Source organism: Arthrobacter sp. ov407, assembly GCF_900102895.1.
In the GTDB taxonomy this organism is placed as follows: Bacteria; Actinomycetota; Actinomycetes; order Actinomycetales; family Micrococcaceae; genus Arthrobacter.
Genome location: NZ_FNGD01000020.1, coordinates 25,727 through 46,522, shown reverse-complemented (window position 1 = coordinate 46,522; position 20,796 = coordinate 25,727). Strand labels below are relative to the sequence as shown.

Annotated in this window: 26 protein-coding genes; 16 read left to right on the top strand and 10 right to left on the bottom strand. The window is 64.5% G+C overall.

Translation table 11 applies throughout. The features are described from left to right. Nucleotides 1–51: 51 nt before the first annotated feature. Nucleotides 52–981, bottom strand: a complete 930-nt coding sequence (locus BLS42_RS19290; RefSeq protein ID WP_090583960.1) for an N-acyl homoserine lactonase family protein — start codon at nucleotides 979–981, stop codon at nucleotides 52–54. Nucleotides 982–1,170: 189 nt separating this feature from the next. Here BLS42_RS19290 and BLS42_RS19285 point away from each other — a divergent pair, with 189 nt between their 5' ends. After that, on the top strand, nucleotides 1,171–1,512 hold the full coding sequence (locus tag BLS42_RS19285; RefSeq protein WP_090583959.1) for a hypothetical protein: 342 nt from the start codon (nucleotides 1,171–1,173) through the stop codon (nucleotides 1,510–1,512). Between the two features lie 67 nt (nucleotides 1,513–1,579). Here BLS42_RS19285 and BLS42_RS19280 read toward each other — a convergent pair whose 3' ends face one another. Further along, nucleotides 1,580–2,833: an RNA polymerase sigma factor gene (locus BLS42_RS19280; RefSeq protein ID WP_090583958.1), complete on the bottom strand. Its 1,254-nt coding sequence runs from the start codon at nucleotides 2,831–2,833 to the stop codon at nucleotides 1,580–1,582. Between the two features lie 37 nt (nucleotides 2,834–2,870). After that, nucleotides 2,871–3,290, bottom strand: coding sequence for a YciI family protein (locus BLS42_RS19275; RefSeq protein ID WP_090583957.1), 420 nt, complete (start codon nucleotides 3,288–3,290; stop codon nucleotides 2,871–2,873). A 201-nt stretch (nucleotides 3,291–3,491) separates the two neighbouring features. Between BLS42_RS19275 and BLS42_RS19270 the strand changes: the two genes are divergently transcribed. The 13 genes from BLS42_RS19270 (at nucleotide 3,492) to BLS42_RS19210 (ending at nucleotide 13,261) form a co-directional block, all read left to right on the top strand. Next, complete coding sequence (locus BLS42_RS19270; protein ID WP_090583956.1) at nucleotides 3,492–4,310, top strand: arsenate reductase/protein-tyrosine-phosphatase family protein; 819 nt, start codon at nucleotides 3,492–3,494, stop codon at nucleotides 4,308–4,310. A gap of 2 nt (nucleotides 4,311–4,312) precedes the next feature. Next, the gene (locus BLS42_RS19265; RefSeq protein ID WP_090583955.1) at nucleotides 4,313–4,705 is read left to right on the top strand and encodes a VOC family protein; all 393 of its coding nucleotides are present in this window, start codon (nucleotides 4,313–4,315) and stop codon (nucleotides 4,703–4,705) included. A 117-nt stretch (nucleotides 4,706–4,822) separates the two neighbouring features. Continuing rightward, nucleotides 4,823–5,413, top strand: coding sequence for a dihydrofolate reductase family protein (locus tag BLS42_RS19260; RefSeq protein WP_090583954.1), 591 nt, complete (start codon nucleotides 4,823–4,825; stop codon nucleotides 5,411–5,413). A 91-nt stretch (nucleotides 5,414–5,504) separates the two neighbouring features. Then, nucleotides 5,505–6,023 carry a GNAT family N-acetyltransferase gene (locus tag BLS42_RS19255; RefSeq protein ID WP_090583979.1) on the top strand — a complete coding sequence of 173 codons (519 nt, stop codon included), beginning with the start codon at nucleotides 5,505–5,507 and terminating at the stop codon, nucleotides 6,021–6,023. 63 nt (nucleotides 6,024–6,086) lie between these two features. Then, a complete protein-coding gene (locus BLS42_RS19250; RefSeq protein WP_090583953.1) occupies nucleotides 6,087–7,028 on the top strand; it encodes a GNAT family N-acetyltransferase in 942 nt (313 codons plus the stop codon). Nucleotides 7,029–7,138: 110 nt separating this feature from the next. Beyond that, complete coding sequence (locus BLS42_RS19245) at nucleotides 7,139–7,570, top strand: LexA family protein (RefSeq protein ID WP_090583952.1); 432 nt, start codon at nucleotides 7,139–7,141, stop codon at nucleotides 7,568–7,570. Between the two features lie 8 nt (nucleotides 7,571–7,578). After that, complete coding sequence (locus BLS42_RS19240) at nucleotides 7,579–8,877, top strand: Y-family DNA polymerase (RefSeq protein ID WP_176803563.1); 1,299 nt, start codon at nucleotides 7,579–7,581, stop codon at nucleotides 8,875–8,877. Nucleotides 8,878–8,921: 44 nt separating this feature from the next. After that, complete coding sequence (locus tag BLS42_RS19235) at nucleotides 8,922–9,224, top strand: hypothetical protein (RefSeq protein ID WP_090583951.1); 303 nt, start codon at nucleotides 8,922–8,924, stop codon at nucleotides 9,222–9,224. A 12-nt stretch (nucleotides 9,225–9,236) separates the two neighbouring features. Further along, entirely contained in the window at nucleotides 9,237–9,611 is a 375-nt protein-coding gene (locus tag BLS42_RS19230; RefSeq protein WP_090583950.1) for a hypothetical protein, read from the top strand. 141 nt (nucleotides 9,612–9,752) lie between these two features. Then, a complete protein-coding gene (locus BLS42_RS19225) occupies nucleotides 9,753–10,904 on the top strand; it encodes an NAD(P)/FAD-dependent oxidoreductase (RefSeq protein WP_256336586.1) in 1,152 nt (383 codons plus the stop codon). Nucleotides 10,905–10,908: 4 nt separating this feature from the next. After that, on the top strand, nucleotides 10,909–11,865 hold the full coding sequence (locus tag BLS42_RS19220) for an RNA polymerase sigma-70 factor (RefSeq protein ID WP_090583948.1): 957 nt from the start codon (nucleotides 10,909–10,911) through the stop codon (nucleotides 11,863–11,865). Next, the gene (locus tag BLS42_RS19215) at nucleotides 11,865–12,380 is read left to right on the top strand and encodes a DUF2867 domain-containing protein (protein ID WP_090583947.1); all 516 of its coding nucleotides are present in this window, start codon (nucleotides 11,865–11,867) and stop codon (nucleotides 12,378–12,380) included. Before BLS42_RS19220 ends, BLS42_RS19215 begins: the two co-directional genes overlap by 1 nt. Nucleotides 12,381–12,550: 170 nt before the next feature. Then, nucleotides 12,551–13,261 carry an ASCH domain-containing protein gene (locus BLS42_RS19210; protein ID WP_090583946.1) on the top strand — a complete coding sequence of 237 codons (711 nt, stop codon included), beginning with the start codon at nucleotides 12,551–12,553 and terminating at the stop codon, nucleotides 13,259–13,261. Nucleotides 13,262–13,360: 99 nt separating this feature from the next. On the opposite strand, the gene BLS42_RS20875 is transcribed toward BLS42_RS19210, so the two are convergent. Then, nucleotides 13,361–13,768, bottom strand: a complete 408-nt coding sequence (locus BLS42_RS20875; protein ID WP_371129621.1) for an alpha/beta fold hydrolase — start codon at nucleotides 13,766–13,768, stop codon at nucleotides 13,361–13,363. A 200-nt stretch (nucleotides 13,769–13,968) separates the two neighbouring features. On the opposite strand from BLS42_RS20875, the gene BLS42_RS19200 reads away from it, so the two are divergent. Both BLS42_RS19200 and BLS42_RS19195 read left to right on the top strand, forming a co-directional pair. Continuing rightward, complete coding sequence (locus BLS42_RS19200) at nucleotides 13,969–14,763, top strand: alpha/beta fold hydrolase (RefSeq protein WP_176803559.1); 795 nt, start codon at nucleotides 13,969–13,971, stop codon at nucleotides 14,761–14,763. 10 nt (nucleotides 14,764–14,773) lie between these two features. Further along, a complete protein-coding gene (locus BLS42_RS19195; RefSeq protein ID WP_090583944.1) occupies nucleotides 14,774–15,238 on the top strand; it encodes a DUF6278 family protein in 465 nt (154 codons plus the stop codon). Nucleotides 15,239–16,248: 1,010 nt separating this feature from the next. On the opposite strand, the gene BLS42_RS19180 is transcribed toward BLS42_RS19195, so the two are convergent. From BLS42_RS19180 to BLS42_RS19155, 6 genes are all read right to left on the bottom strand, one after another. Further along, entirely contained in the window at nucleotides 16,249–16,767 is a 519-nt protein-coding gene (locus tag BLS42_RS19180) for a DUF1269 domain-containing protein (protein WP_090583977.1), read from the bottom strand. 276 nt (nucleotides 16,768–17,043) lie between these two features. Beyond that, nucleotides 17,044–17,880, bottom strand: a complete 837-nt coding sequence (locus BLS42_RS19175) for an ABC transporter permease (protein WP_090583941.1) — start codon at nucleotides 17,878–17,880, stop codon at nucleotides 17,044–17,046. Beyond that, the gene (locus BLS42_RS19170) at nucleotides 17,877–18,821 is read right to left on the bottom strand and encodes an ATP-binding cassette domain-containing protein (protein ID WP_090583940.1); all 945 of its coding nucleotides are present in this window, start codon (nucleotides 18,819–18,821) and stop codon (nucleotides 17,877–17,879) included. Before BLS42_RS19170 ends, BLS42_RS19175 begins: the two co-directional genes overlap by 4 nt. 31 nt (nucleotides 18,822–18,852) lie before the next feature. After that, the gene (locus BLS42_RS19165; protein ID WP_090583939.1) at nucleotides 18,853–19,698 is read right to left on the bottom strand and encodes a DUF4097 family beta strand repeat-containing protein; all 846 of its coding nucleotides are present in this window, start codon (nucleotides 19,696–19,698) and stop codon (nucleotides 18,853–18,855) included. Nucleotides 19,699–19,784: 86 nt separating this feature from the next. After that, on the bottom strand, nucleotides 19,785–20,273 hold the full coding sequence (locus BLS42_RS19160) for a type II toxin-antitoxin system HicB family antitoxin (RefSeq protein ID WP_090583938.1): 489 nt from the start codon (nucleotides 20,271–20,273) through the stop codon (nucleotides 19,785–19,787). 151 nt (nucleotides 20,274–20,424) lie between these two features. Further along, nucleotides 20,425–20,739, bottom strand: a complete 315-nt coding sequence (locus BLS42_RS19155) for a hypothetical protein (RefSeq protein ID WP_090583937.1) — start codon at nucleotides 20,737–20,739, stop codon at nucleotides 20,425–20,427. Nucleotides 20,740–20,796: the final 57 nt, after the last annotated feature.

Genomic DNA, 20,796 nt, shown 5'->3' with positions numbered 1-20,796 from the left:
GAATACTTGGGTCCATCGTAGTCCCGGGGACCGCCCGGTAACTGATCGCTATCAGTGGTTCTGGTGACCAGTTCCGCGTGGACCAGATCCACCGAACGGCTGCGAGTCGTTCCTGGCTCGCAGATCAGCCCCGCCGGCGGCCGCGAGGCGATCGGCGGCACCGGGGTCGTGGGCGGGAAGAATGACCAGATCGGGATATGCGGCCCGGAGGGTGTTGATTGCCCGGGTGGTGGCCAGCAGGCCCTTCCTTTTGCCGATGCCGGGAATCCGTTCGCGGCGCAGAAGGTCTTCCGCATAGCTGACGTCCCCGACCATGAGCAGCGGCGGTTTACCCTCGCGGCGGACCAAGAGGGAGACCGATCCCGGAGTGTGACCCGGCGTCGGGACCAGAACCAGGGAGCCGTCGTCGAACAGGTCGTACGAGCTATCGAACGGCCCGATAGGCTCGCCTTGTCCCGAAGGGAATTGCAGCAGGCGCCAGGAAAGGCCTGGCAGGTCGATGTGGCGGCGCATTAAGCCCTGAAGGGCCGCGTCCGGACGGTTAAGTGATGCCCACTCGGCGGCCGAGGCGATGATCTCGGCATGCTTTAGTTCGCGCAGGCCGCCGATATGGTCTTGATGCAGGTGGGACAGGACGGCCCAGCGCACGTCGGCGATGTCGTAGCCGAGGCCTACCAGACGCTGGGTGAGCGTTTCCCGCCCGCCGATCTCGAAGCGCGCGAGCCTCCGGTAGAGGAAGCCGGGGATGCCGCCGGGGAAGTAGTTGGGGTCGGTGACGGATGCCCGGTCCTGGCCGGTGTCGAAAAGCACCAGCCCTTGCTCGTGTTCAATGACGTAGACGTTGATCGGGCGAGGACCTGACCAGTCCCGGGCGGTGAGCAGCCACCACAGCAGCGGGCTTCCGTCCGATTCAACGTGCTGTCTGCGGATTTCCACAATCCCTGTGCTCAGCAGTGATACCGCCCCGACCGGGTTTGGCATGCGACTCCCCTTCCGCAATCAGACGATGTGTCGTGTACGGACTTATCACAAAAAGCTCACATGGAGTAGAACCTGGTTGCTGTAGTCTCTTTCTTAGTAGACAGACTTGTTCGGTCTGGTGGTCCTCAGAGGCCTTATTCCGCTCAGCGACCGGGAGCATTGCTTCGAAAGTCTTGGAAGGCAGCCCCCGTGGAACCGTTCATCGAATCAATCACTCCCCCTTTGTCTATCGCCCAGGTCGATTCGACCGTATACGTAGAACCCGAGCCGGCCGCGCCCGGGTCCGAACGGGCGGCAGCTGACCTACTGGCCCTGCGCGAGTCGCTGCTGGCCGCGGTGATTACCCGTGTCGGCGAGGTCGAGGCCGCCGAATGGGCCCTTGATCAGGCCAAAGCCGCGTGCGACGTTCAGATCATTGCCGCCCTGTCGGCCGGAGTGCCGGCGGAGAAGGTCGTGGCGGCGGCAGGAGACCTGGCGTCGGCCCTGACCGGATTCGCCGAAGGCCGGGAACCGGTGCCGGCCGAAGGCTGATCCACTCCGCGTGGCCGCATCGCGCTCCGGGCGAAGCCGCGGGATAGTCATGATCTGCCCCTGTTCCCTACTGGAGGGCCAGCTCGTCGATCTTTCGTTCCAGCGCCGCTCGTTCGGCCGCATTCGTGCACAGCGCGACAGCCTGCTGCAGCGCTGACCGCGCCTCCCCGCGCCGGCCGAGCCTTCTCAGCAACTCGCCCCTGACCGCGGGCAGCAGGTGCGAGCCGTTGAGTTCGCCCCGGGCAGCGATCGCGTCGACCAGTTCCAGCCCGGCGGCCGGGCCCGACGCCATGGCCACCGCCACGGCGCGGTTCAGTTCGACCACCGACGACGGCGCCAGCCTTCCCAGGGCCTCGTACAGGATGACGATCCGCTGCCAGTCGGTTTCCGCAACGGACGGGGCCACCGCGTGGCATTCGGCGATGGAGGCCTGCAGCCCGTATGCGCCGAGCCCGCGGCCGGCAGCCACGGCCTTCGCCAGCGCGGCGCGGCCGCGCCGGATCGCCGACTGGTCCCACAACCGTCGGTCCTGATCCTCCAGAAGGACTGGCCGACCGGACGTATCGAGCCTCGCGGGGAAGCGCGCGGCAGTCAGTTCCATCAGCGCCAGCAGGCCGAACACCTCGGGTTCCGGCGCCAGCCGCGTGAGCACCCGGGCCAGGCGGCGCGCTTCGCCGGCCAGGTCCGTGCGCATCCAGGAGTCACCGCCGGACGCGAAGGAACCCTCCGTGAAGATTAGGTACACGACGTGGAGTACCGAGCCAAGCCGTTCTGGCACTTCGCGCGTTTCTGGCACAGCGAACGGCACGTGGTCCGCGGCCAGGGTCTTCTTGGCCCGGGTGATGCGTGCCTGGATGGTCGGTACCGGAACCAGGAACGCCTTCGCGATCTCGTCGGTGCCCATGCCGCCCACTACCCGCAGCGTCAGCGCGATCCGCGCTTCCTTGGACAACACCGGATGGCAGGAGATGAACATCAGCGCCAGCACGTCGTCGTCGATCGCGTCGGGGTCGAACAGGGAATCCGCGCCCGGTTCCGCCTCAGAGAGGTCGCGGGCCAGTTGGGCATACTTATCGTCCCGGGCGGCACGACGCCGGAAGGTGTCCACCGCGCGGCGTCGGCCGGTGGTCAGCAGCCAACCCACCGGCTGCGCGGGAATCCCGTTCACCGACCACGACACGAGGGCCTCGGCGAGCGCCTCCTGCGCCAGGTCTTCGGCCAACGGGAAATCACCTGTGTAGCGGGCAAGGGCGCCGACAATGCGGGCGGACTCCATGCGCCACACTGCTTCGACGGCGGCCCTTGCCTCGTTGCTGCTCACTGCCGGTTATGGGTTGACTGATTCTGGGTTGCCAGGTTCAGAGCTGGCCGGTCTGCTCACGCCACGCGCGTTCCTTCTGGATCCATTCATTATCCTGCGGGAACTCGTCGATGGCGGGCACACGGCGGATCTCGGTCTTGGTTCCCGCCGTGAGGGGAGCCCGTTTGGCCCACTCGATGGCTTCCTGCTTGGATGCGACATCGAGGATGTAGTAGCCGCCGAACAGTTCCTTGGTTTCGCCGTAGGGCCCGTCGGTGACCACCGGGGTTTCGCCGGTGAAGTCGACCACGACGCCCTCCTTCGGATCATCAAGGCCCTCGGCTGCCAGCAGGACTCCGGCGCGGATCAATTCGTCGTTGAATTTGCCCATGGTCTCGAGGATTTCGTTGAAGTCGGCTTTCTCAAGATTGGCGAACGATTCGTCGGTTCCGCGCATGATCAACATGTACTTTGCCATTTCAATCTCCTGGGTTTTGGAAGGTCGCCCTTCGACCTTCTCACCCACAGGTCGAACAGGGGGAGGGTCAATCGACACGGGCCGGGAAATTCATTTGGCGCAGCATCTGGCACCTGCCGACCGGCGACGGCGGCCGGCGGCGATCGGCAGCATTCAATCAAACCTCTTTGATCGATCTACCTAAATTGATACAATCGGGGTGTGAGCCACACCACATCTCCAGAGGCTCAGGCGGCAGCGTCGGGATTCCTCCGCCTGGCTGGACACCCCGTGCGGTGGCAGTTGCTGGGCGAGCTGGCACGCAGCGACCGGCAGGTGCGCGAGCTAACGGCACTGGTGGGTCAGAGGCAGAGCCTGACCTCCTACCATCTGGGCCAACTGCGCGCAGCCGGGCTGGTGACCATGCGGCGCAGCTCGGCCGACGGACGTGACACGTACTGCAGCCTCAACCTGGCGGCGTACCGCGAACGGCTTGCCGAATCCGGTGCGGCCCTTCACGCCGGCCTGCGGCTGGTCCCGACCGAGCTGCCACAGCTGGCCGAGGGTCTTGGCGGACCGCCGGGCCGGCCGCCCGCGCAGTCAGCCGTACGGGTGCTGTTCCTATGCACGGGCAACAGCAGCCGGTCCCAGATGGCCGAGGCAATCCTGGGGCGCCTGGGCGGCTCCCGGATCGAAGCCGCCAGCGCCGGCAGCCACCCCAAGGACCTGCACCCCAACGCCGTGCGCGTGATGCGTGAGCGTGGCATGGACATCAGCGGGGCCCGCTCCAAGCATCTGAGTGAGTTCGCCGAGCAGAGGTTCGACTACGTGATCAGCCTTTGTGACCGCGTACGGGAAGTGTGCCCGGACTTCCCGGGGGCGCCGGCGATGGTGCATTGGAGCATCCCCGATCCGGCGGCCGAAGCAGCCGGTCAGGACAGCCACCCGGCGTTTGTTCGCACGGCTGAGGAACTGAACACGCGGATCCAGTTCCTGCTTTACGCAATCGAATACTCCCAAACGAGTTCGGAAAGGAGCTAGAAATGCCCAACGACCTTACGGAGCTGGTCAGCGTCCGATACATGGTGGACGACGTCGCTGCGGCGACCGACTTCTACACAAAGCACCTCGGGTTCACCCTCCGGATGAGCGCCGCTCCGGCGTTCGCCGACGTCACCCGCGGCCGGCTGAGGCTCCTCCTGAGCGGGCCGAGCAGTTCGGCAGGCCGCCCCATGCCGGACGGCACGGTCCCCGCGCCGGGGGGATGGAACCGCATCCACCTCATCGTGAGCGATATCGCGGCCGAAGTGCACCGGCTGCGCGCCGCCGGCCTCACGTTCCGAAACGACATCGTCACCGGCCCAGGCGGACAGCAGATCCTGCTGGAAGATCCGTCCGGCAATGTGGTCGAGTTATTCCAGCCCGCCGGCCACTAGCGCGCAGTTACACACAGAGCGGCCGACGGCGATGTCCCCACCGGCGGGCGGCACGACGGCGGCAGCTACTGGACGCTCAGCCGGACCCGAACCGCCGCGTGGTGGCATGATGGGCGCATGAGCCGAGTCACGTGCGATCTGACCATCTCCCTCGACGGATTCCTCGCCGGCCCGAACCAAAGCATGGCGGACCCCCTGGGCGAGGGCGGAGAGCTCCTGCACAGGTGGCAGTTCGAAGAACCCGAGTCCAACGCAGCCGAACTCGAAGGCATCCTCGCGGCCGGCGCCTACATCATGGGACGGAACATGTTCGCAGGCCCCGGGCCGTGGGACGAGCAATGGCGGGGCTGGTGGGGTGAGGAACCGCCCTATCACGCACCCGTGTTCGTCCTCACCCATCACCCACGCGAGCCCCTGGAGATGCAGGGCGGCACCACGTTCAACTTCGTGACCGATGGGATCGAATCGGCTCTGGCGCAGGCGCGGCAGGCCGCCGGCAGCAAGGACGTGGCCATTGCCGGCGGGGCGCAGACGGCCCGCCACTACCTGTCGGCGGGGCTGATCGACGAGCTGCGGATCCACATCGCGCCCATCGTCCTGGGAGCGGGCGAGCGGCTGCTGGACGGCGTCGCGAATCTCCAGCTTGAGCCGACGGAAGTAAGCGGCACCCGCCTCGTCACCCACGTGCGCTATCGGGTAATCCGCTGAAAAGCTGACGGTCAATCGTCGTATGCAGCTCGGAACGGAACACCCGGACCGACACCACGGAAAACACGGCCCCTTCGAATACGATCTTGTGATGCCTCTCCTTATCGCTCCGGATGCCCGGTACCACTCCTCCTGGTTGGAAGGATCCGCAGAATTTGACGGCGCCCACCGGGACGGCGGGGGCGCGGAGGACTGGCCCCTGGAAGAACTCAAAGATGCCCAGTCGTTCCGCCGCTTTGTCGACGCCCTCCTCAACGATGCTTTGCCCGAGAGCCCGCGGAAGCCGGGGTACGTGCCCTGCACGTATTTGTGGATCGTGGAGGGTGACACGTTCCTTGGCTCACTTGCCATCAGGCACGAGCTGAACGATTTCCTCCTCAACGAAGGCGGGCACATCGGCTACAGCGTGAGGCCCTCCGCCAGGCGTCGCGGCCACGCAGCGAGGGCGCTGGCTGATGCGTTGCCGATTGCCCGAAAACTGGGAATCCCCCGGGTTCTTCTCACCTGCGATGAGGATAACGCCGGCTCCCGGGCGACCATCGAAAAGAACGGCGGCGTCTACGAGGACACCCGCAACGGCAAACGCCGCTACTGGGTCGACACCGTCTGACCGGCGGCGGAGCAGCTTGTGAACGAAAAGCTCCAACGGCCCGCTCGCGTAGCCTAGGGATCAATGAACCCTTTTGGACTGCCGGCCCACCAGCTCGCCGCATTCGCCCGCCCGGTACTGCAATACCTTCCTGCCGGGTACGAGGCCGACGACGCAGCGCAAGCCGAGATCGACGACGTCGGGTCCCTCGCCGCTCTTGCGTCACCGGACGTCGTGGCGGCCAGGATCGGCCGGTTGGGAGTCAGCGTCAGCGCCTGGGACATGACCGAGCGGCTACTGGAAGCTAGCGACGACCGGACGGTCGTTTCAGGCCTAAGGTACCTCAACCTCGACCCGGCCTTCCCGTTCGTGGCGGTCAAAACGACTGCCCGGGTGAACGACGCTGAGGCTGTGGATGCACTCGCCGCCCAAGTGGCGGAGGCCTACCGCGGCGTCCGAGTGCGTGGCTTCACATTCTGGGAGCAGCCTGGCCTCAAGCTCTCCTCCGCGGAAAACTGGGCAACAGTCATGGCCGGGTCCGTGGACATGGCAGCAAGGGCTGACGGGCGGGACCTGACCGGGACTCTGACGATCTCCTGGCCAGTAGCGGCGACTGACGTATTCGCCGATTACCAGCGCGAACATCAAGCGTGGCGGGCGGATGCCCCGGAGCTTAGCTCGTTTGTTTCAGAGTCCGGCCAGGAGGGACTCCAAGAAGCCGCGGACCAGGGCTTGTTGATGTCGCTGCGGGACGACCTCGGCTTTGCGGGATTGGCGGCTGCCACAATGTCACCGCTCTTTGGCCGCCGTGCCGTCTGCATGTTGGACGTGTTCCTGACGGAACGTTTGCGCGGCCGGGGCCTGGCTCCGGCGATGCAATCCGTGTTCTTGGCCGGTCAACGCTCGGGGGCGGACACCGTCTGGGGCCACATCCACGCGGAAAACCTGCCCTCGCTGCGCACGGCGCAGAAGCTGGGCCGCCGCCCGGTCCAGCAGGAGTACTTCGTCAGCCTGTCCGCATACTGAAATTTCCGCCCCGCAGGTTTGGGATAGGTGCAACTCCGCCAGGTCGGTCTTTTGTCGGCCCGTCCGGCTACACTGAATATATCGAACATATATTCGAATAAAGGTGTGTTGTGGGCGTTGTTGTCGGTCCCCGCGTGATAGATGCGGGCATGTCGTTGTTGTCGGTGCTGATCTCTCCGGTCCCTGTCGCGGCCGGGTATCCCTCGCCGGCGCAGGACTACTTTGATGGCCGGATCGACCTGAATGAGCACCTGATCAAGGACATCACCAGCACCTACGTCGTGCGCGTGTCCGGGGACTCGATGGAAGGCGCCGGCATCAGCGACGGTGATGAACTGATCGTGAACCGCGCCCTGGAACCCAAGGACGGGTCCGTGGTCATCGCGGTTCTGGACGGGGAGCTGACCATCAAGCGGCTGCGGATCACGGGAAGCGGGGTCGTGCTGCAGGCGGAGAATCCGGCGTACCCGGACATCCGGGTCCCGTCCGTCTCGGACCTGGTCATCTGGGGCGTCGCGACCCGCTGTCTGCACCATGTTTGAGGCAAGCCATGTCTAAACCCGCCACAATGCGGCAGATGCCGCAGATCGCGCACGTGGACGTGAACTGCTTCTACGCCTCGGCCGAGCGGGCCTTCGACCCGTCCCTGGAAGGCAAGCCCGTCGTTGTCCTGTCCAACAACGACGGCTGCGCAGTCACCCGGTCCCCCGAGGCCAAGGCCCTCGGCATCCCCCTGGGCGAGCCCTGGTTCAAACTCGCCCCGCGGGCCAGGGAATGGGGACTGGTGGCCCTGTCCAGCAACTACGAGCTGTACGGGGACATCAGCGCCCGGGTGATGGAGCTGCTGGGCCGGTACTCGGCCTGGCTGGAGGTCTACAGCATCGACGAGGCCTTCCTCGGCGTCAAAGGCACCCCGGAAGAACTCCTGGACCTGGGCCGGACCACCAAGGCAGCCGTGCGGCGCAACGTCGGGGTACCGGTCTGCGTCGGGATCGCCGGGACCAAGACGCTGGCGAAACTGGCCAACAAATGGGCCAAGAACAACCCGGCCTTCGACGGCGTCTGCCACTGGGACTCCGTGCCCGCCGCCGACCGGGAATCACTGATGCGCCGCCTGTCGGTGATTGAGATCTGGGGCGTCGCCAGCCGGCTGACCAAACGCCTCAACGGCCTGGGCATCCATTCCATCCTTGACTTGTCCCGGGCCGATCCGGTCATGATCCGGGACCGCTTCTCCGTGGTCATGATGCGCACCGTCCTGGAACTGCAGGGCACCCCCTGCATCCCGATGGAGGAGGAACGGATCGGCCGGGACCAGCTCATCTTCTCCCGCTCCTTCGCCACCCCCATCACCACCGCGGCAGGGATGCGGCAGGTCATGAGCGTTTACGGCCAGCAGGCCTCGGCGCGGCTGGCCAAACACGGACTGCAGGCCAAGGTGCTCACCGCGTTCGCCGGCACCTCACACTTCAACCCGAAAGACACGTCCTACCCCTCGGTCTGCGTGCCGCTGCCGATGCCCACCGCGGACCCGGTCCTGCTGACAAGGGCTGCCCACGCGTTCCTCCCCCACATCAACGAGGGCATCCGGTACGCCAGGGCCGGCATCATGGTCACCGACCTCCGGCCCACCGGCAACCAGGCACCCCTGAGCCTGTTCGAAAACCCGCACGAGGAACGCCACGTCGGCACCCTCCTGGAAGACGTGACCCGCCGCTACGGGCGCGGCTCCATCGGCCTCGGCCACGCCGGAATTCGGGGAGGACCGGACTGGACCATGAAACGGGACATGCTCTCCCCCCGCTACACCACCCACTGGGACGAACTCCCCCTCGTCAAAGCCGCCTGAACCCAACACACACCCGCGCCACCGCACCAAGAAAGAACTCCCCCATGACCCTTGCACCCGAAGCCCCCACCCACACCCGCGTCCTGCAGGTCCGGACCGATCCGGCAGGCAAACCCCTTGCCATCCGGCACGGCGGACGGATCTGGCTTGTCGATCCCGGCACGGAGTCCCAGCATTGGTTCGGAGCGGACACCCGGCGCACTGCCGTCGCGGGCAGCGGCAGCCCGGTCAGCGTCGAATACTGGCGCGTGCAGGTCCGTCTCGGCTCGACGTCGGCGCTGCGGACCTTCACGCTGCGCCGTGAACCGCTCTCCACCCAATGGCTGCTGGAAAACATCAGCGACTAGGCCGCGGCGATAATGAACCCCCAGCCGATCGGCGATCAGACATGGGAAAGGATCCGGGCAGAATTTACGCTGCCGGCCCTGGAACAGGTCCACCGCCGCCTCTCCGAGCTCATGGAGGACCCTGAACCGGTGATGCAGCAGCTCGTGCGCGTCTTCATCGACGACGGCACCTTCTGCCCGGGATTCCAGTTCCTCCCCGGCGGGCAACTCCGCCCGTCGGTAATTGAGCTCTTTCAGCGTGCACTGGAGCTGCAGATTCCGCACAACTACTTCACGGTCTGGATGGTCACCCCGTCCAGGGACCTTGCCGGGGCCCGCCCGGTCGACCGCCTGAAAGGCGAGCCCGCTCCCCTGCTGCGCGCGCTGGAATCCTACCGCTGGCGCTAGAACTGATGTCATCCAAGACAGATCCTTCAACGAACGCGACAATTGCAGCGCTCTTTCCGTGTCACAATGCGTGCTTCTGCGGTGTCCTATGTTCGAAGGTCCGATTAGCGATGGGAGTCTGCAGTGTCAGCACGTTGTCAGGTGGTTATTATCGGCGCCGGATATGCCGGCGTCATGGCCGCAAACAGGCTTGCCGGAAATCAGAGGTTGTCCGAATCCATAAGAGTTATCGTCCTCAACCCGGTTGCCGATTTTGTCGAACGAATCCGCCTTCACGAGGTCGCGGCCGGAAGCCGAGAATCCGCATCGGTGCCGATGCGGTCACTCCTGCACGAGCGTGCGGAACTGATCGAAAGCACGGCGTCGCGTATTGATACCGAACATCGCAAAGTGCACCTATCAGGCGGCCACGCCGCGCTCGACTACGATATTTTGCTGTATTCAGTAGGCAGCACCCAGGCGCCGGACAAGATTCCGGCGGGCGCTTACGCTCTGAAAGATCCCGAGGACGCAAACCGCTTACGGGCCCGGCTTTCGCAGCTGGATCCAGGCTCAACCGTCAGCATCATCGGAGCTGGCCTGACCGGTATCGAGGTTACTGCCGAAATCGCGGAAAAGTATCCCCAGCTACGGGTACATCTCATTTCCCGCGGAGCCATTGCCGACAGCCTTTCCGGCTCCGGCCGACACGCGGTAATGAAACGGCTTTCAGGGCTCGGCGTCGAAATGATAGAGAATACCGATGTGCAAAGGTGCCACGATTCCTCAGTCATAACGTCGGGTGGTGACACCTTGCGATCTGACTGCACGATCTGGACCGCAGGATTCAGCGCACCGGACCTCGCACGTGACAGCGGACTGCCAACCGATGCCCTCGGGCGGCTCATGGTCGACGAGTCACTGTCGTGCCCGCAGTTCCCCGACATCTTCGGTGCGGGCGATGCCATACAAGCCGCCCACACGGTCGCGGGTCACCTGCGCATGAGCTGCGCGACGGCCCTACCGCTTGGTGCTCACGCGGCCGACAGCATCATAGCCCGCCTCGATAAACGAGCTCCGGCCCCGCTTTCGGTGGGATACATGCTCAGGTGCATCAGCCTGGGACGTAAGTCAGGACTCGTTCAGACCGTGCATGCCGACGACCAGCCGCGCCGGTTCGTCCTTCGGGGTCGTCTCGCGGCAACGGCGAAAGCGCAGATGTGCCAAATGACGCTTTCCTGGATCAGAGGCGAGCTTCGTCGGAGCGGTTCGTACAGCTGGCCCAAGGGCCCCCGGCCGGCAGAAGCCAAGTAAGGCCGTGGGAACCGCGGGAGTTTTCGAGGAACACCGTTCCCTGCTTTTCACCATTGCCTACGAAATCACGGGAACAGTTACGGATGCCGAGGACGTCGTTCAGGAGAGCTTTCTGAGATGGTCCGGTGTTGATGCAGAAGCTGTCCAAAATCCGCGAGCCTACTTGGCTAAAACCGTGACGCGTCAAGCGTTGAACTCCCTTAGGGCAGCTCAACGCCGCCGGGAAGACTACATTGGTCCGTGGCTCCCGGAGCCTGTGGTCACGGCCCCGGATGTCGCTGAGAATGCTGTACTGAGTGAATCACTGTCTTTTGCGATGCTCGTAGTGCTCGAGACCCTGTCCCCCGATGAGCGGGCAGTTTTCGTCCTCCGCGAGGTTTTCGATTTCCCATACGCGGAGATCGCCGAAGCCACAGACAAGTCGCTTGCGGCCGTCCGTCAAATAGCAAGCCGGGCAAAGGCGCACGTGCGCGCGCGGCAACCGCGCTTTGAGGTGGATGCACGACAGCGACGAGCAGTCGCTGACCGGTTCCTGACGGCTCTACTCGGGGGCGATATGCAGTCCCTCATGGATGTCCTCGCCCCCGGAGCAGTCCTCCTCTCCGATGGAGGCGGAAAAGTTACAGCGGCCCGCAAACCCGTTATGGGCGCGGACAACATCGCGCGATTCCTCACCGGCATCGCCAAAAACCCCGTCCCTGATATGCGGGTGGAATCGTCATCTTTGAACGGGATGCCGGCCCTCATCATCTACAGCGGAGACAGGGTTGACCTCGCGGCCCTTATCGAATCAAGCAACGAACAAGTTACGGGCATCTACCTCGTACGAAATCCGGACAAACTCGGCGCGGCCACCAAGGCGCCCAGCTTCCGCACGCTCTTCACCCCCGAGCAGGGCTCGCAGAACCTTGGAGGCGCCGTCGCTGCGCCTCATCCCGCGCCTTTCATTGGCGAGGGCTAATGACGCTCGGACCCATGCATCGTGAAATTGAACGCTTCACAAAGTCAGCACACCATCTAGATGCAGTGAGCGCCTACGCATCCTTGTCGCTGCGTGAATGCATCAGCAACGCTCTCTCGTGGCAGCCCACCTGGCTGAAGCTCCTGTTCCTCGCCCGTGGAGGGCTTGCCCGCCTAATGCGCCTCGAGCACCCTTCAAGCCGGCCAAGTCGCTCCCTCCGGCCGGAGGAGATCAGCTTCCACCCTGGTGACAGACTCGCCTTCTTCACTGTTTCGGCCGGCAAGGAAGACGCATTCTTAGTGCTCACGGCCGAGGACACGCATCTGGTCGGCCATTTAATCGTCGAAGTAGACCCGACGGATACGGGAACCGAGCACAGATTTCGGATCATCACTGCCGTCCACTACCGCCGTTGGACGGGGTTGCTTTATTACAACATCATCCGACCTTTCCACCACATCGTCATGCATCGCATGATCGCCGCAGCAAGCAGACCCGTCGAACCCGTCCGGTGAGCGGCATCCGAACAAATGATTCACAAGCGACTGTTTGTGAGGCCGCTGTCGGCCCGTGAGCGTCTATGGGCACAGCCATAAGCAGAGGGCCCCACCGGCTGGTATTTGAATCAAGGTCCTCTGTACCAACAGGCGATCCACGGATTGTCCTGGTGGTGCAGGATGGGCCCATGGACTTATTCGAATCTGAACTTCGCGTCATTGAAGCGGCAGAGGAACTGGCCGCGACTCTCGGCGCTGACGACAACCACACAGTTGCGGCTGCTGCCATGGATACCAGCGGGGTCATTCACAGGGCTGTGAACGTTTACCACTTCACCGGTGGGCCGTGTGCTGAATTTGTTGTGATGGGCGTAGCTGCAACAGCTGGTGCTGGGCCGCTTGTCACCATGGCCGCTGCTGGCGATGGCGGGCGTGGACTCATCCCTCCTTGCGGAAGGTGCCGTCAGGCGATGTTAGATCTTCATCCAGACGTCATGGTCGCCGTGCCTGGCGAGTGGAAGCCTCAGCTTCGGCCTATCCGTAAGCTTCTTCCCGATACCTTCTTTCATCCGGAGGCTAACGCTCGGCGAATGTTGAGGTTCAACAAGAGCTACTACGGGGATGTGGCCAGTGGCGTCAAAACGACCACCATTCGATATGACGATCCAGTAGCTGTCGGACCCGCGTTGTTCATGTTCGAAGACGATGAGGAGCATCGCACCCTGGAAGGGGCTGTGACGGCAGTAGAACACTACCGACTTGACCAGCTAACGCCTGAGCAAGCGCGCCTTGCCCCAGAGGCTTCCCTCGCCGGGCTCCGGCAGGGGCTGCAGAGGCACTACCCTGATATGCCAGCTGAGGCCCACGTCTCGGTCGTGACATTTGTTCTGGAGTCCTAAGTAGGCACGCACTTGCCGCGCACCTCAAGACGGGGCCGCGGGGTCACAAATTGAATTCGCTCCTGGGCGGAGAATAGTCCGCTGGCTCTCTCGCTTGATCTAGATCTTCGAGATCTGTTCGGCGAGTTGTCCGGGCTGGCTGATGAACGGTGAATGACTCGACTCGAGGTTGACTGTATTGCTGCACCGACGGGCCATGCGTTCTTGGAGCTCTGGGCTGAGGGCTTTGTCCTGCTCGCATCTGAGGTAGGTACTCTCGACGCTCTGCCAGGCGACGCGGCTGGGTACCCCGCGGCCATGACCGGGCTGCTGCGGCACGAGCAACCCCGTTGCCCAGTCGCTGTCCGCTTCGGTGCAATCTGCGTACAAGACGTCTCGAGCCCGCCCCGGCTGAATGCTGGTCGTCCCGTCCTCGTTGTGCCGCGGTGCAAACGAGGCACGTGGACAGCGACCCCGTACCCGCGCAGGTCGTGCGCCAACCGGTCGAAGTGCGCTGGCTGATGCCACAACCCGTGAACGAGGACGACCTCGGTCTGCTGTCTCATCCACACAGCCTACGTTTGGCAGCTGTTTGATATGTCAACTATTTGTGGATCCGCCAGGACGGCCATTTCCGGCCCCACGAGATGGTTTGGCCGACGAGTTGTCGTGCGATGGTGTGGGCGTGGCATCTGGGTATTGGTGTGCACGTTGTGAGGATGGAGGTTATGTCTGATTGCTTTCCCATAGTGTTTGTTCATGGCCTGTTCGGTCCGTTTGCAGAACAGGAGACTTTCGCCCAGCTTGATCCGGCCCTGTGCACCGCCCCGGATCTCAACGGGTACGGTCCCGGCCCCGATCGACCAGTCACATTGGCCGGGCAGGTCGCGTCACTGCGCGCGCACGTCGAGAAAGAACACGGGGACGGACCCGTCCACCTCGTCGGGCACTCCATTGGGAGCGTGTACGCATTCATGTTGGCGAATCAATCGCCTTGGCTGGTCGCCTCCGTCACCTCCGTCGAAGGCAACTTTTCGCTCGCCGATGCGTTCTGGTCAAGGTCCATCGCTGCCATGTCCGAGGACGAAGCCCGGTTGTCGATCGAATCGCGGCTCTCTGATCCACTCGGACTCCTGACCGGTGACGATATCCCGGTCACCGATGAAAATCTGGCACGGGCCCGCGAAGCCCTTGCTTATCAGCCGTGGCGAACGGTTTGGGAATCGGCGAAGGCTATCGTCGGTGCCACTTCCGGACCGGACTATGAGGGGCTGCTCCGAAGCGTCTTTGCGTCCAGGCCGGTTCATCTGATCGCCGGACAACGGTCATCGGAATATTGGCACGTTCCCGACTGGGCCCGCGAACAAGCTGCCACGTTCACGACACTGGCTGGTGCAGGGCACTGCATGATGCTTGAGCAACCGGCACCTTTTGGCAGAGCCCTGGCAGCAGCGCTCGAAGCTGTAACCCACTGGAGTTCGGATTGCGGTCGAGCACGAAATTCGCGAATCTGGACGGCGTAGGATTACCGGAATGAGCGACCCCGAGGACTCCGCCGAACCGCTGCAAAAGCTGCCAGCCGGCATGTCAAGGAGATACGCCGAGTACAAACCAGCGCCCTCGGGTGTTGCAGCACCCCCGCCAACCAATGTGGGCGGATATGACGAACTCCTCAACTATTTCCAAGAACGAGGTCAGGCACTGCCGCGGAAGGCAGAGAGCCTTGCCGCTATTGACCGCGCCATCAACGCCGCTGGCGATGAAGGATTTCCGGCAGAGCTTGCCCGCCCTATCGGGATGTTCTACGGAGACGTCCTCACGCACACCATTCCTGGGGCCCACTGGGAGGTGGTCGAGGAGGGATATCCTCGGGTTCATATCACCAGAAGCGCCGCCGTAGACGTCGTCCGAGTCGCGCTGGGGCGCCTTGCAATCGCGGAGCCCACACTCGAGCAGAACTTTGCCCACGTCCTCGAAGTGGTCCGGCGAGAGCCGTAGAACGAAACGAGCAGTTGACTCTCTTTCTCTCTCCACAACGGCCACAGGCAGAATCCAGTCTCGGTGGACCACTGCTCACGCGGCTGGGTTTGCCGGGGTAGGCTTCGAACTACTAGCGGCGCCACGGGATGTCAGAGGAATTGATGAAGCGATCGGCTGAGCCTGTCTTCCTTCTGCTGCACACCCATGTGCATCCCGATCTGTTCGCAGGCCGGAGCACTAGCTTTATCGGAGTCTTCTGCTCCGAGGCTAAGGCCTCAAATTCATTGAGAAGCCATGCCCTGCTTGAAGGTTTCAAAGATTGTCCGGAAGGTTTCGCTATTCACCGGATCGAGCTGGACAGCCTTCTGGCCGACCCAATCGAGATGTGGGAGTAGGCGGTGACTCGAGTCTTTAGCCTATTCAGGGTCCAGCAAGACGACCAGATCGAATTAGGGAACCCCACTCGCCTCCTGGGCTTCTTTTCCACTGAGGAACTCGCGCAAAGGGCCCTCGAAGCCGTTCACCGGCAAGACCCGCAGGCTGTGGGTGAATTAGAGGTTAACCCCCACGACTTGGATTCTGAAGGATGGAATGACGGCTTCGTAACTGAGTATCCGGATTCGCACTAGATCCCCGGGGAAGATACGCAGCCATCTGAAGGCGGCCGGTCAACGTTCCCCAGCGGACGCTAAAGGTTCCGGGGCGTCTGCCTAGACTAGGCCGATCCCTGCTTCAGCGGGGCTACGAGAATGGCAGGCCGCGGACGAACTTTCACGAGGCTCGAAAATTGGAGCAGTAACGAACGTGGGGGTGGTGTTGCGACGATCGTTAGAATCCACCCCGTCACCCCGGTCCTGAATCAGGACTGCCATATTAACGCGTAGTACCCGGGTACCGGTTGTGCCGGTTCGGGAATGTACATGTAACAGGCAATCCGTAGCGTGAAGAGCAAGGCAGGGCGCACACACTGTGATAGCCCCGCACGTCCACACGGAATCGAGACCCACTCACGGCCACCGAGACTGACGTCAGGACGAAGCGGCTTCGATGATCTTCTCGTCGCCCTCGTTCACGGCCTTGACCACGGCGTCGTAGTCACCACTTTCGATGGCCTTGTTGACCTTCTTGGTGGCCTTGGCGACCGCCTTGTCGACGCGGTCGAGGTAGAGATCGTCGACGACGGCAACGATCGCCGAGGAGCCCGGCGGCAGCCACTCCTCCGCGTCGACGCCGATGGACTTCTCCTCGTGACGCTTCGCGATGGCACCAACACCCGCGCCGATCCCGGCACCGATCACGCCGGACAGCAGGAGCGGCGGAGCGAACAGTCCGACCACCAGCCCGCCGATGGCGCCGGCCTTGGTGCCGCCGGCGACCAGTCCGCCCCCGTGCTCCTTGACCTCGGTCTTGCCCGAGGCGTCACGCGACAGGACGACCGCTGCCGCCACGGCCGCGTCGTCCAGGCTCTTGATCGCCTTGAAATCCTCTGCCGCCGAGCCCGCGTCGCCGTACGACGCCACGAACAAGATGTAGTTGTGATCTGACATGGTGTAGCCTCCATCGGTTCCGGCCGGCGTAGCGGCCACTCCGCTTCTTATTCGACGCCATGGGTCCGGACGGTGCTGGACACAACCGAATCCCGACGGCGGGCGGCCTGTCCCGCCCAGACCGGGGCGGTACGCACACCGGTCGTCGCATAGGTCCAACCCTTGCCCCGACAGGTGCGCACCGGCAGGGCCTTAAGACACTGCTTCGATGCCGCGAAGGAACCGGCGGCCGCGATGAACTCGCGGCCGCCGGCAGTTATCGGGTGCGCCCCGGGCTCAACGCACCGACTTCCGCTCGTAGATCGCCGTCGACCAGGCGTACCCGGCGACCACAATCACGACGCACCATCCGACCGCGAGGACAGGGCTCCAGCCGAGCGGGGTGCCGAGCAGCAGCCCGCGGATGGCCTCGATGAACGGCGTGAACGGCTGGTACTGCGCGAACCACTGCAGCCACTCCGGCATCGACTCGGTCGGCACGAAGCCGCTGCTGAGGAAGGGCAGGAAGGTCAGGAGGAGAGGCCAATTGCTGGCTGTCTCGACCGACTTCGCCTGCATGCCCATGGCGACCCCGAGCCAGCTGATCGCGTACGCGATGAGCACGAGCAGACCGGCGGCGGCGATCCATTCGATCAACCCGGCCGTCGGGCGGAAGCCGATCAGCACACCGACGCCGAGCACCAGCGCGACGGCGATGATCGCCTGGATGGTGTTGCCCAGCACGTGCCCGGCGAGCACCGCAGCCCGCGAGATCGCCATTGTGCGGAACCGCGCCGTGATGCCCTCGGTCATGTCCATCGCGACCGTCGTAGCGGTGCCGCCGGCGCTGCCGGCGATGGTCAACAGCAGGATGCCCGGCATGATGTACGCGAGATACGCTTCCCGCCCGCCGGCCGGATCCGCACCGGGCAGGCCCGCCCCGAGTGTGCCGCCGAACACGAACACGAAGAACAGCAGGAGCACCACCGGCCCCACGATGGTGAACACCGACAGGCCCGGGTAGCGCACCATGTGCAGCAGGTTGCGGTGCAGCATCGTGATCGAGTCGGCGACGACGTGCGACCGTCGGCTGGTGCCCGGGGCCGTCTTGCGCTGGGCGGTGATGGTGGTCATGACGCGGTTCCCTTCGTGTCTGCCCGGCCGGTGAGCGCGAAGAACACGTCATCGAGGTCCGGGGTGTTGATGCTGAGGTCCTCGACCTCGACGTCGGCCGCATCGAGGCGGTCCAGCACGGTGCGCAGCACGCTGACCCCGCCGTCGCTCGGCACGGTGAGCGCAAGCCCGGCGTCGTCGCGGGCGGACTCGACGAGCAGGCCGGAGGCGGCGTCGAGCGCCGCGGCGTCCGCGAACCGGAGCCGGATGTGCCCGCCGGGCACGAGGCGCTTGAGCTCGTCCGGTGTCCCCTCGGCGACGATGCGGCCGCCGTCGAGCACTGCGATGCGGTCCGCGAGTTCGTCCGCTTCCTCGAGATGCTGGGTGGTGAGCAGGACAGTCGTGCCGTCCGCAACAAGGGTGCGCACGATGTCCCACATGGTGTGGCGGCTGCGCGGGTCCAGGCCCGTGGTGGGCTCGTCGAGGAAGATCACGCTCGGTGTCGCGACGAGGGTCATCGCCAGGTCGAGGCGGCGCTGCATCCCGCCGGAGTAGGTGGCGAGCGGCTTGCGGGCGGCGTCGACGAGATCGAACTGCTCGAGCAGCTCGGCCACCCGGGTCTTCGAGCGTTTCGCCCCGAGGTGCCGCAGCCGCGCCATCAGCAGGAGGTTCTCCTCGCCGGTGAGCAGTTTGTCCACCGCGGAGAACTGGCCGGTGAGCCCGATCGCGGCGCGGACGCCGCCGTGATCGCGCACGACGTCGCAGCCGTTGACGAACGCCGTGCCGCCGTCGGGCCGCACGAGCGTGGACAGGATGTGCACGGTGGTCGTCTTGCCGGCGCCGTTCGGGCCGAGCAACGCGGTGACTGTGCCCGCGTTGACGGTGAGGTCGACGTCGTCGAGCACCACCTTCCCGCCGTAGGACTTCCGCAGCCCGTGGACTGCAATCGCTGGCCTGTTCATGAGTGTCGTTCCCTTCTGTTGGTACCCGGGTTCACTGCGCGCGCTGGATGGTGATGTTGCCGTGCTGGGTGCGAGCACGTACTTCGACGGTCTGTTCGGAGGCGTCGGGGGCGCCGTCGCCGTCGAGCTCGTTGCGCACGTGCCCGGCCTTCGAGGACAGGTCGAGCCAGGCGGCAACGCCGGGCCGCACGCCGATGGTGACCTGGCCGAAGCCGCTTTCGACCTGGATGGAACCACTCGAGACCTCTGCCAGCTGGATGCTGCCGTAGGCGGTCTTCGCCGCAACGGAGGCGTGTGCCTTCGTGATCTCGAGGTCGCCGTAGGAGAGCTTTGCCTCGAGGTCGCCGCCGGACTCCCCGACCCGGATGGTGCCATGCGAGGCCTTCAGGATCGCGTCGCCGGTGACCGTGCCGATCCGGATCTGACCGTGGTCAGCGGTGATCTCGACGCCGCCCTCGGCGGTGCCCACGGTCGCGTTGCCGTGCGAGGCGCGCAGCCACAGGTCGCCGGTGGTGTCGACATCCACGGGGCCAAGCGAACTCTTGATGCGGGTGGCGCCGAGGCGGCCGACGGTACGCAGCCCGCCGACCGCTATCTCGGCGGCGAGCCGCGAGCCCGTCGGCAGCTCGACCTTCACATCGACCGACTCGGTTGGGCCGATCCAGCTGAGACGGGGCTTCGGGCCTGTGATCGTGAGGCGCTGGCCATCGACGTCGACCCTGGTCTCCTCCGCGCCCCGGCGGTCGACCGCCTTCTCGGGGTTGGTCGGCGACACGGTCACGACCGTGTCGGTGCGGTCGCTGGCGAAGACATCGATCGCGCCGACCTGCAGGTTGATGGCGAGGTCGATCGGGCCGGGGGTGTTGTAGATGGGCATGCTGAAGTCTCCCTATCTGTGGGTGTGTTCGTCCGACCCCGAGGGTCCGCGTGGCTGGTGATGGTGAAGGTGGGTGGCTGAGCGGGTTAGCGCGCCCAGCCGGCGAAGTTGTCGCCGGTGCGCAGCGTGCGCTGCGTGGATCGTCGTTGCTTGGGTTGGAGAGCGGCCGCGATCGCACGGACCAGCCAGGTGTTGACGGACATGCCGTCTGCCGCGGCCGCCTCATCCACCCGCGCCTTGAGGGCGTCCGGCAGGCGGAGCGTGGTGCGCGAGGTGCTCGCGTCGTCGAGGTCGACGGTTGCGGCGGGCCGCTCGTCGCTGTCAGGCTCGGTGTTCGGCTGGGTGACTACGAACTCGATCTCGCGTCCGCGCAGCCGCATGTCAACCGATCCGGGTGCGAGGTCGCGGGTGATCTCGCCGGCCGCGGCCGAGAGAACATCGAGTAGCACGAGCCGCACCGCGGCATCTAGTCCGGCGGCGAGCCGCTCGGCGACGGCGCGGGTGTCCTCCGTGCCGTTCTCCGCGGCATCCATTAACTGTCGCTGTAGGTCGCTAACGTACTGTCCAAGTTCCATGCCACCATAATGACACCACAGTGGTGTCACGTCAAGGCATGGTGGTGTCACGGGTCGGGAGGGCAGCTGTCCGCGGCAAAGTTGCATTTACTGCCGTCCGTACGGGGAACGCTGAGCGGCGGGTCATCGTCGCCGCCGGACCTGAGGATGTCTAGCTCGCCGGAGGAAAAGCACCATAGGTATTTGGCAGCGCATGGGGATTGACCGGCCGGTCCTCGTCGGATGCGGAGGGCTCCCTGGTGTCGTAGCTGCGCGCCGTTCGCAAGTTCCGCGATCGTTTGCGCAGACCCACCGCGACAAAACCGAGGCCAACCACCAGAAGGCCGAGTCCGAGGCCGAACAGCGCTACCGCACCTTGTCCTGCGATACCCGAGAACACCTCAAACAGCGGCATCGGCAGGACGAACACCGTGACCGCCAGGAATATCAAGCCCACTGCAATTTGCCATGTCCCCTCGGACTGCATGGTTCCCCCTCCATGATTTGCGTGTCAGCCTTGCGACCCAGTAAACCCGACACATGC

What these genes read in the sequence shown, in the direction of transcription:
- BLS42_RS19165 (WP_090583939.1), bottom strand. Translation starts at nt 19,698, where the DNA reads ATGCCCATCTACAACACCCCCGGCCCGATCGACCTCGCCATCAACCTG.
- BLS42_RS19195 (WP_090583944.1), top strand. Translation starts at nt 14,774, where the DNA reads ATGAGCGACCCCGAGGACTCCGCCGAACCGCTGCAAAAGCTGCCAGCC.
- BLS42_RS19210 (WP_090583946.1), top strand. Translation starts at nt 12,551, where the DNA reads ATGGACTTATTCGAATCTGAACTTCGCGTCATTGAAGCGGCAGAGGAA.
- BLS42_RS19250 (WP_090583953.1), top strand. Translation starts at nt 6,087, where the DNA reads ATGAACCCTTTTGGACTGCCGGCCCACCAGCTCGCCGCATTCGCCCGC.
- BLS42_RS19170 (WP_090583940.1), bottom strand. Translation starts at nt 18,821, where the DNA reads ATGAACAGGCCAGCGATTGCAGTCCACGGGCTGCGGAAGTCCTACGGC.
- BLS42_RS19175 (WP_090583941.1), bottom strand. Translation starts at nt 17,880, where the DNA reads ATGACCACCATCACCGCCCAGCGCAAGACGGCCCCGGGCACCAGCCGA.
- BLS42_RS19215 (WP_090583947.1), top strand. Translation starts at nt 11,865, where the DNA reads ATGACGCTCGGACCCATGCATCGTGAAATTGAACGCTTCACAAAGTCA.
- BLS42_RS19260 (WP_090583954.1), top strand. Translation starts at nt 4,823, where the DNA reads ATGAGCCGAGTCACGTGCGATCTGACCATCTCCCTCGACGGATTCCTC.
- BLS42_RS19200 (WP_176803559.1), top strand. Translation starts at nt 13,969, where the DNA reads ATGTCTGATTGCTTTCCCATAGTGTTTGTTCATGGCCTGTTCGGTCCG.
- BLS42_RS19235 (WP_090583951.1), top strand. Translation starts at nt 8,922, where the DNA reads ATGACCCTTGCACCCGAAGCCCCCACCCACACCCGCGTCCTGCAGGTC.
- BLS42_RS19275 (WP_090583957.1), bottom strand. Translation starts at nt 3,290, where the DNA reads ATGGCAAAGTACATGTTGATCATGCGCGGAACCGACGAATCGTTCGCC.
- BLS42_RS19180 (WP_090583977.1), bottom strand. Translation starts at nt 16,767, where the DNA reads ATGTCAGATCACAACTACATCTTGTTCGTGGCGTCGTACGGCGACGCG.
- BLS42_RS19230 (WP_090583950.1), top strand. Translation starts at nt 9,237, where the DNA reads ATGAACCCCCAGCCGATCGGCGATCAGACATGGGAAAGGATCCGGGCA.
- BLS42_RS19160 (WP_090583938.1), bottom strand. Translation starts at nt 20,273, where the DNA reads ATGGAACTTGGACAGTACGTTAGCGACCTACAGCGACAGTTAATGGAT.
- BLS42_RS19155 (WP_090583937.1), bottom strand. Translation starts at nt 20,739, where the DNA reads ATGCAGTCCGAGGGGACATGGCAAATTGCAGTGGGCTTGATATTCCTG.
- BLS42_RS19265 (WP_090583955.1), top strand. Translation starts at nt 4,313, where the DNA reads ATGCCCAACGACCTTACGGAGCTGGTCAGCGTCCGATACATGGTGGAC.
- BLS42_RS19255 (WP_090583979.1), top strand. Translation starts at nt 5,505, where the DNA reads ATGCCTCTCCTTATCGCTCCGGATGCCCGGTACCACTCCTCCTGGTTG.
- BLS42_RS19240 (WP_176803563.1), top strand. Translation starts at nt 7,579, where the DNA reads ATGTCTAAACCCGCCACAATGCGGCAGATGCCGCAGATCGCGCACGTG.
- BLS42_RS19290 (WP_090583960.1), bottom strand. Translation starts at nt 981, where the DNA reads ATGCCAAACCCGGTCGGGGCGGTATCACTGCTGAGCACAGGGATTGTG.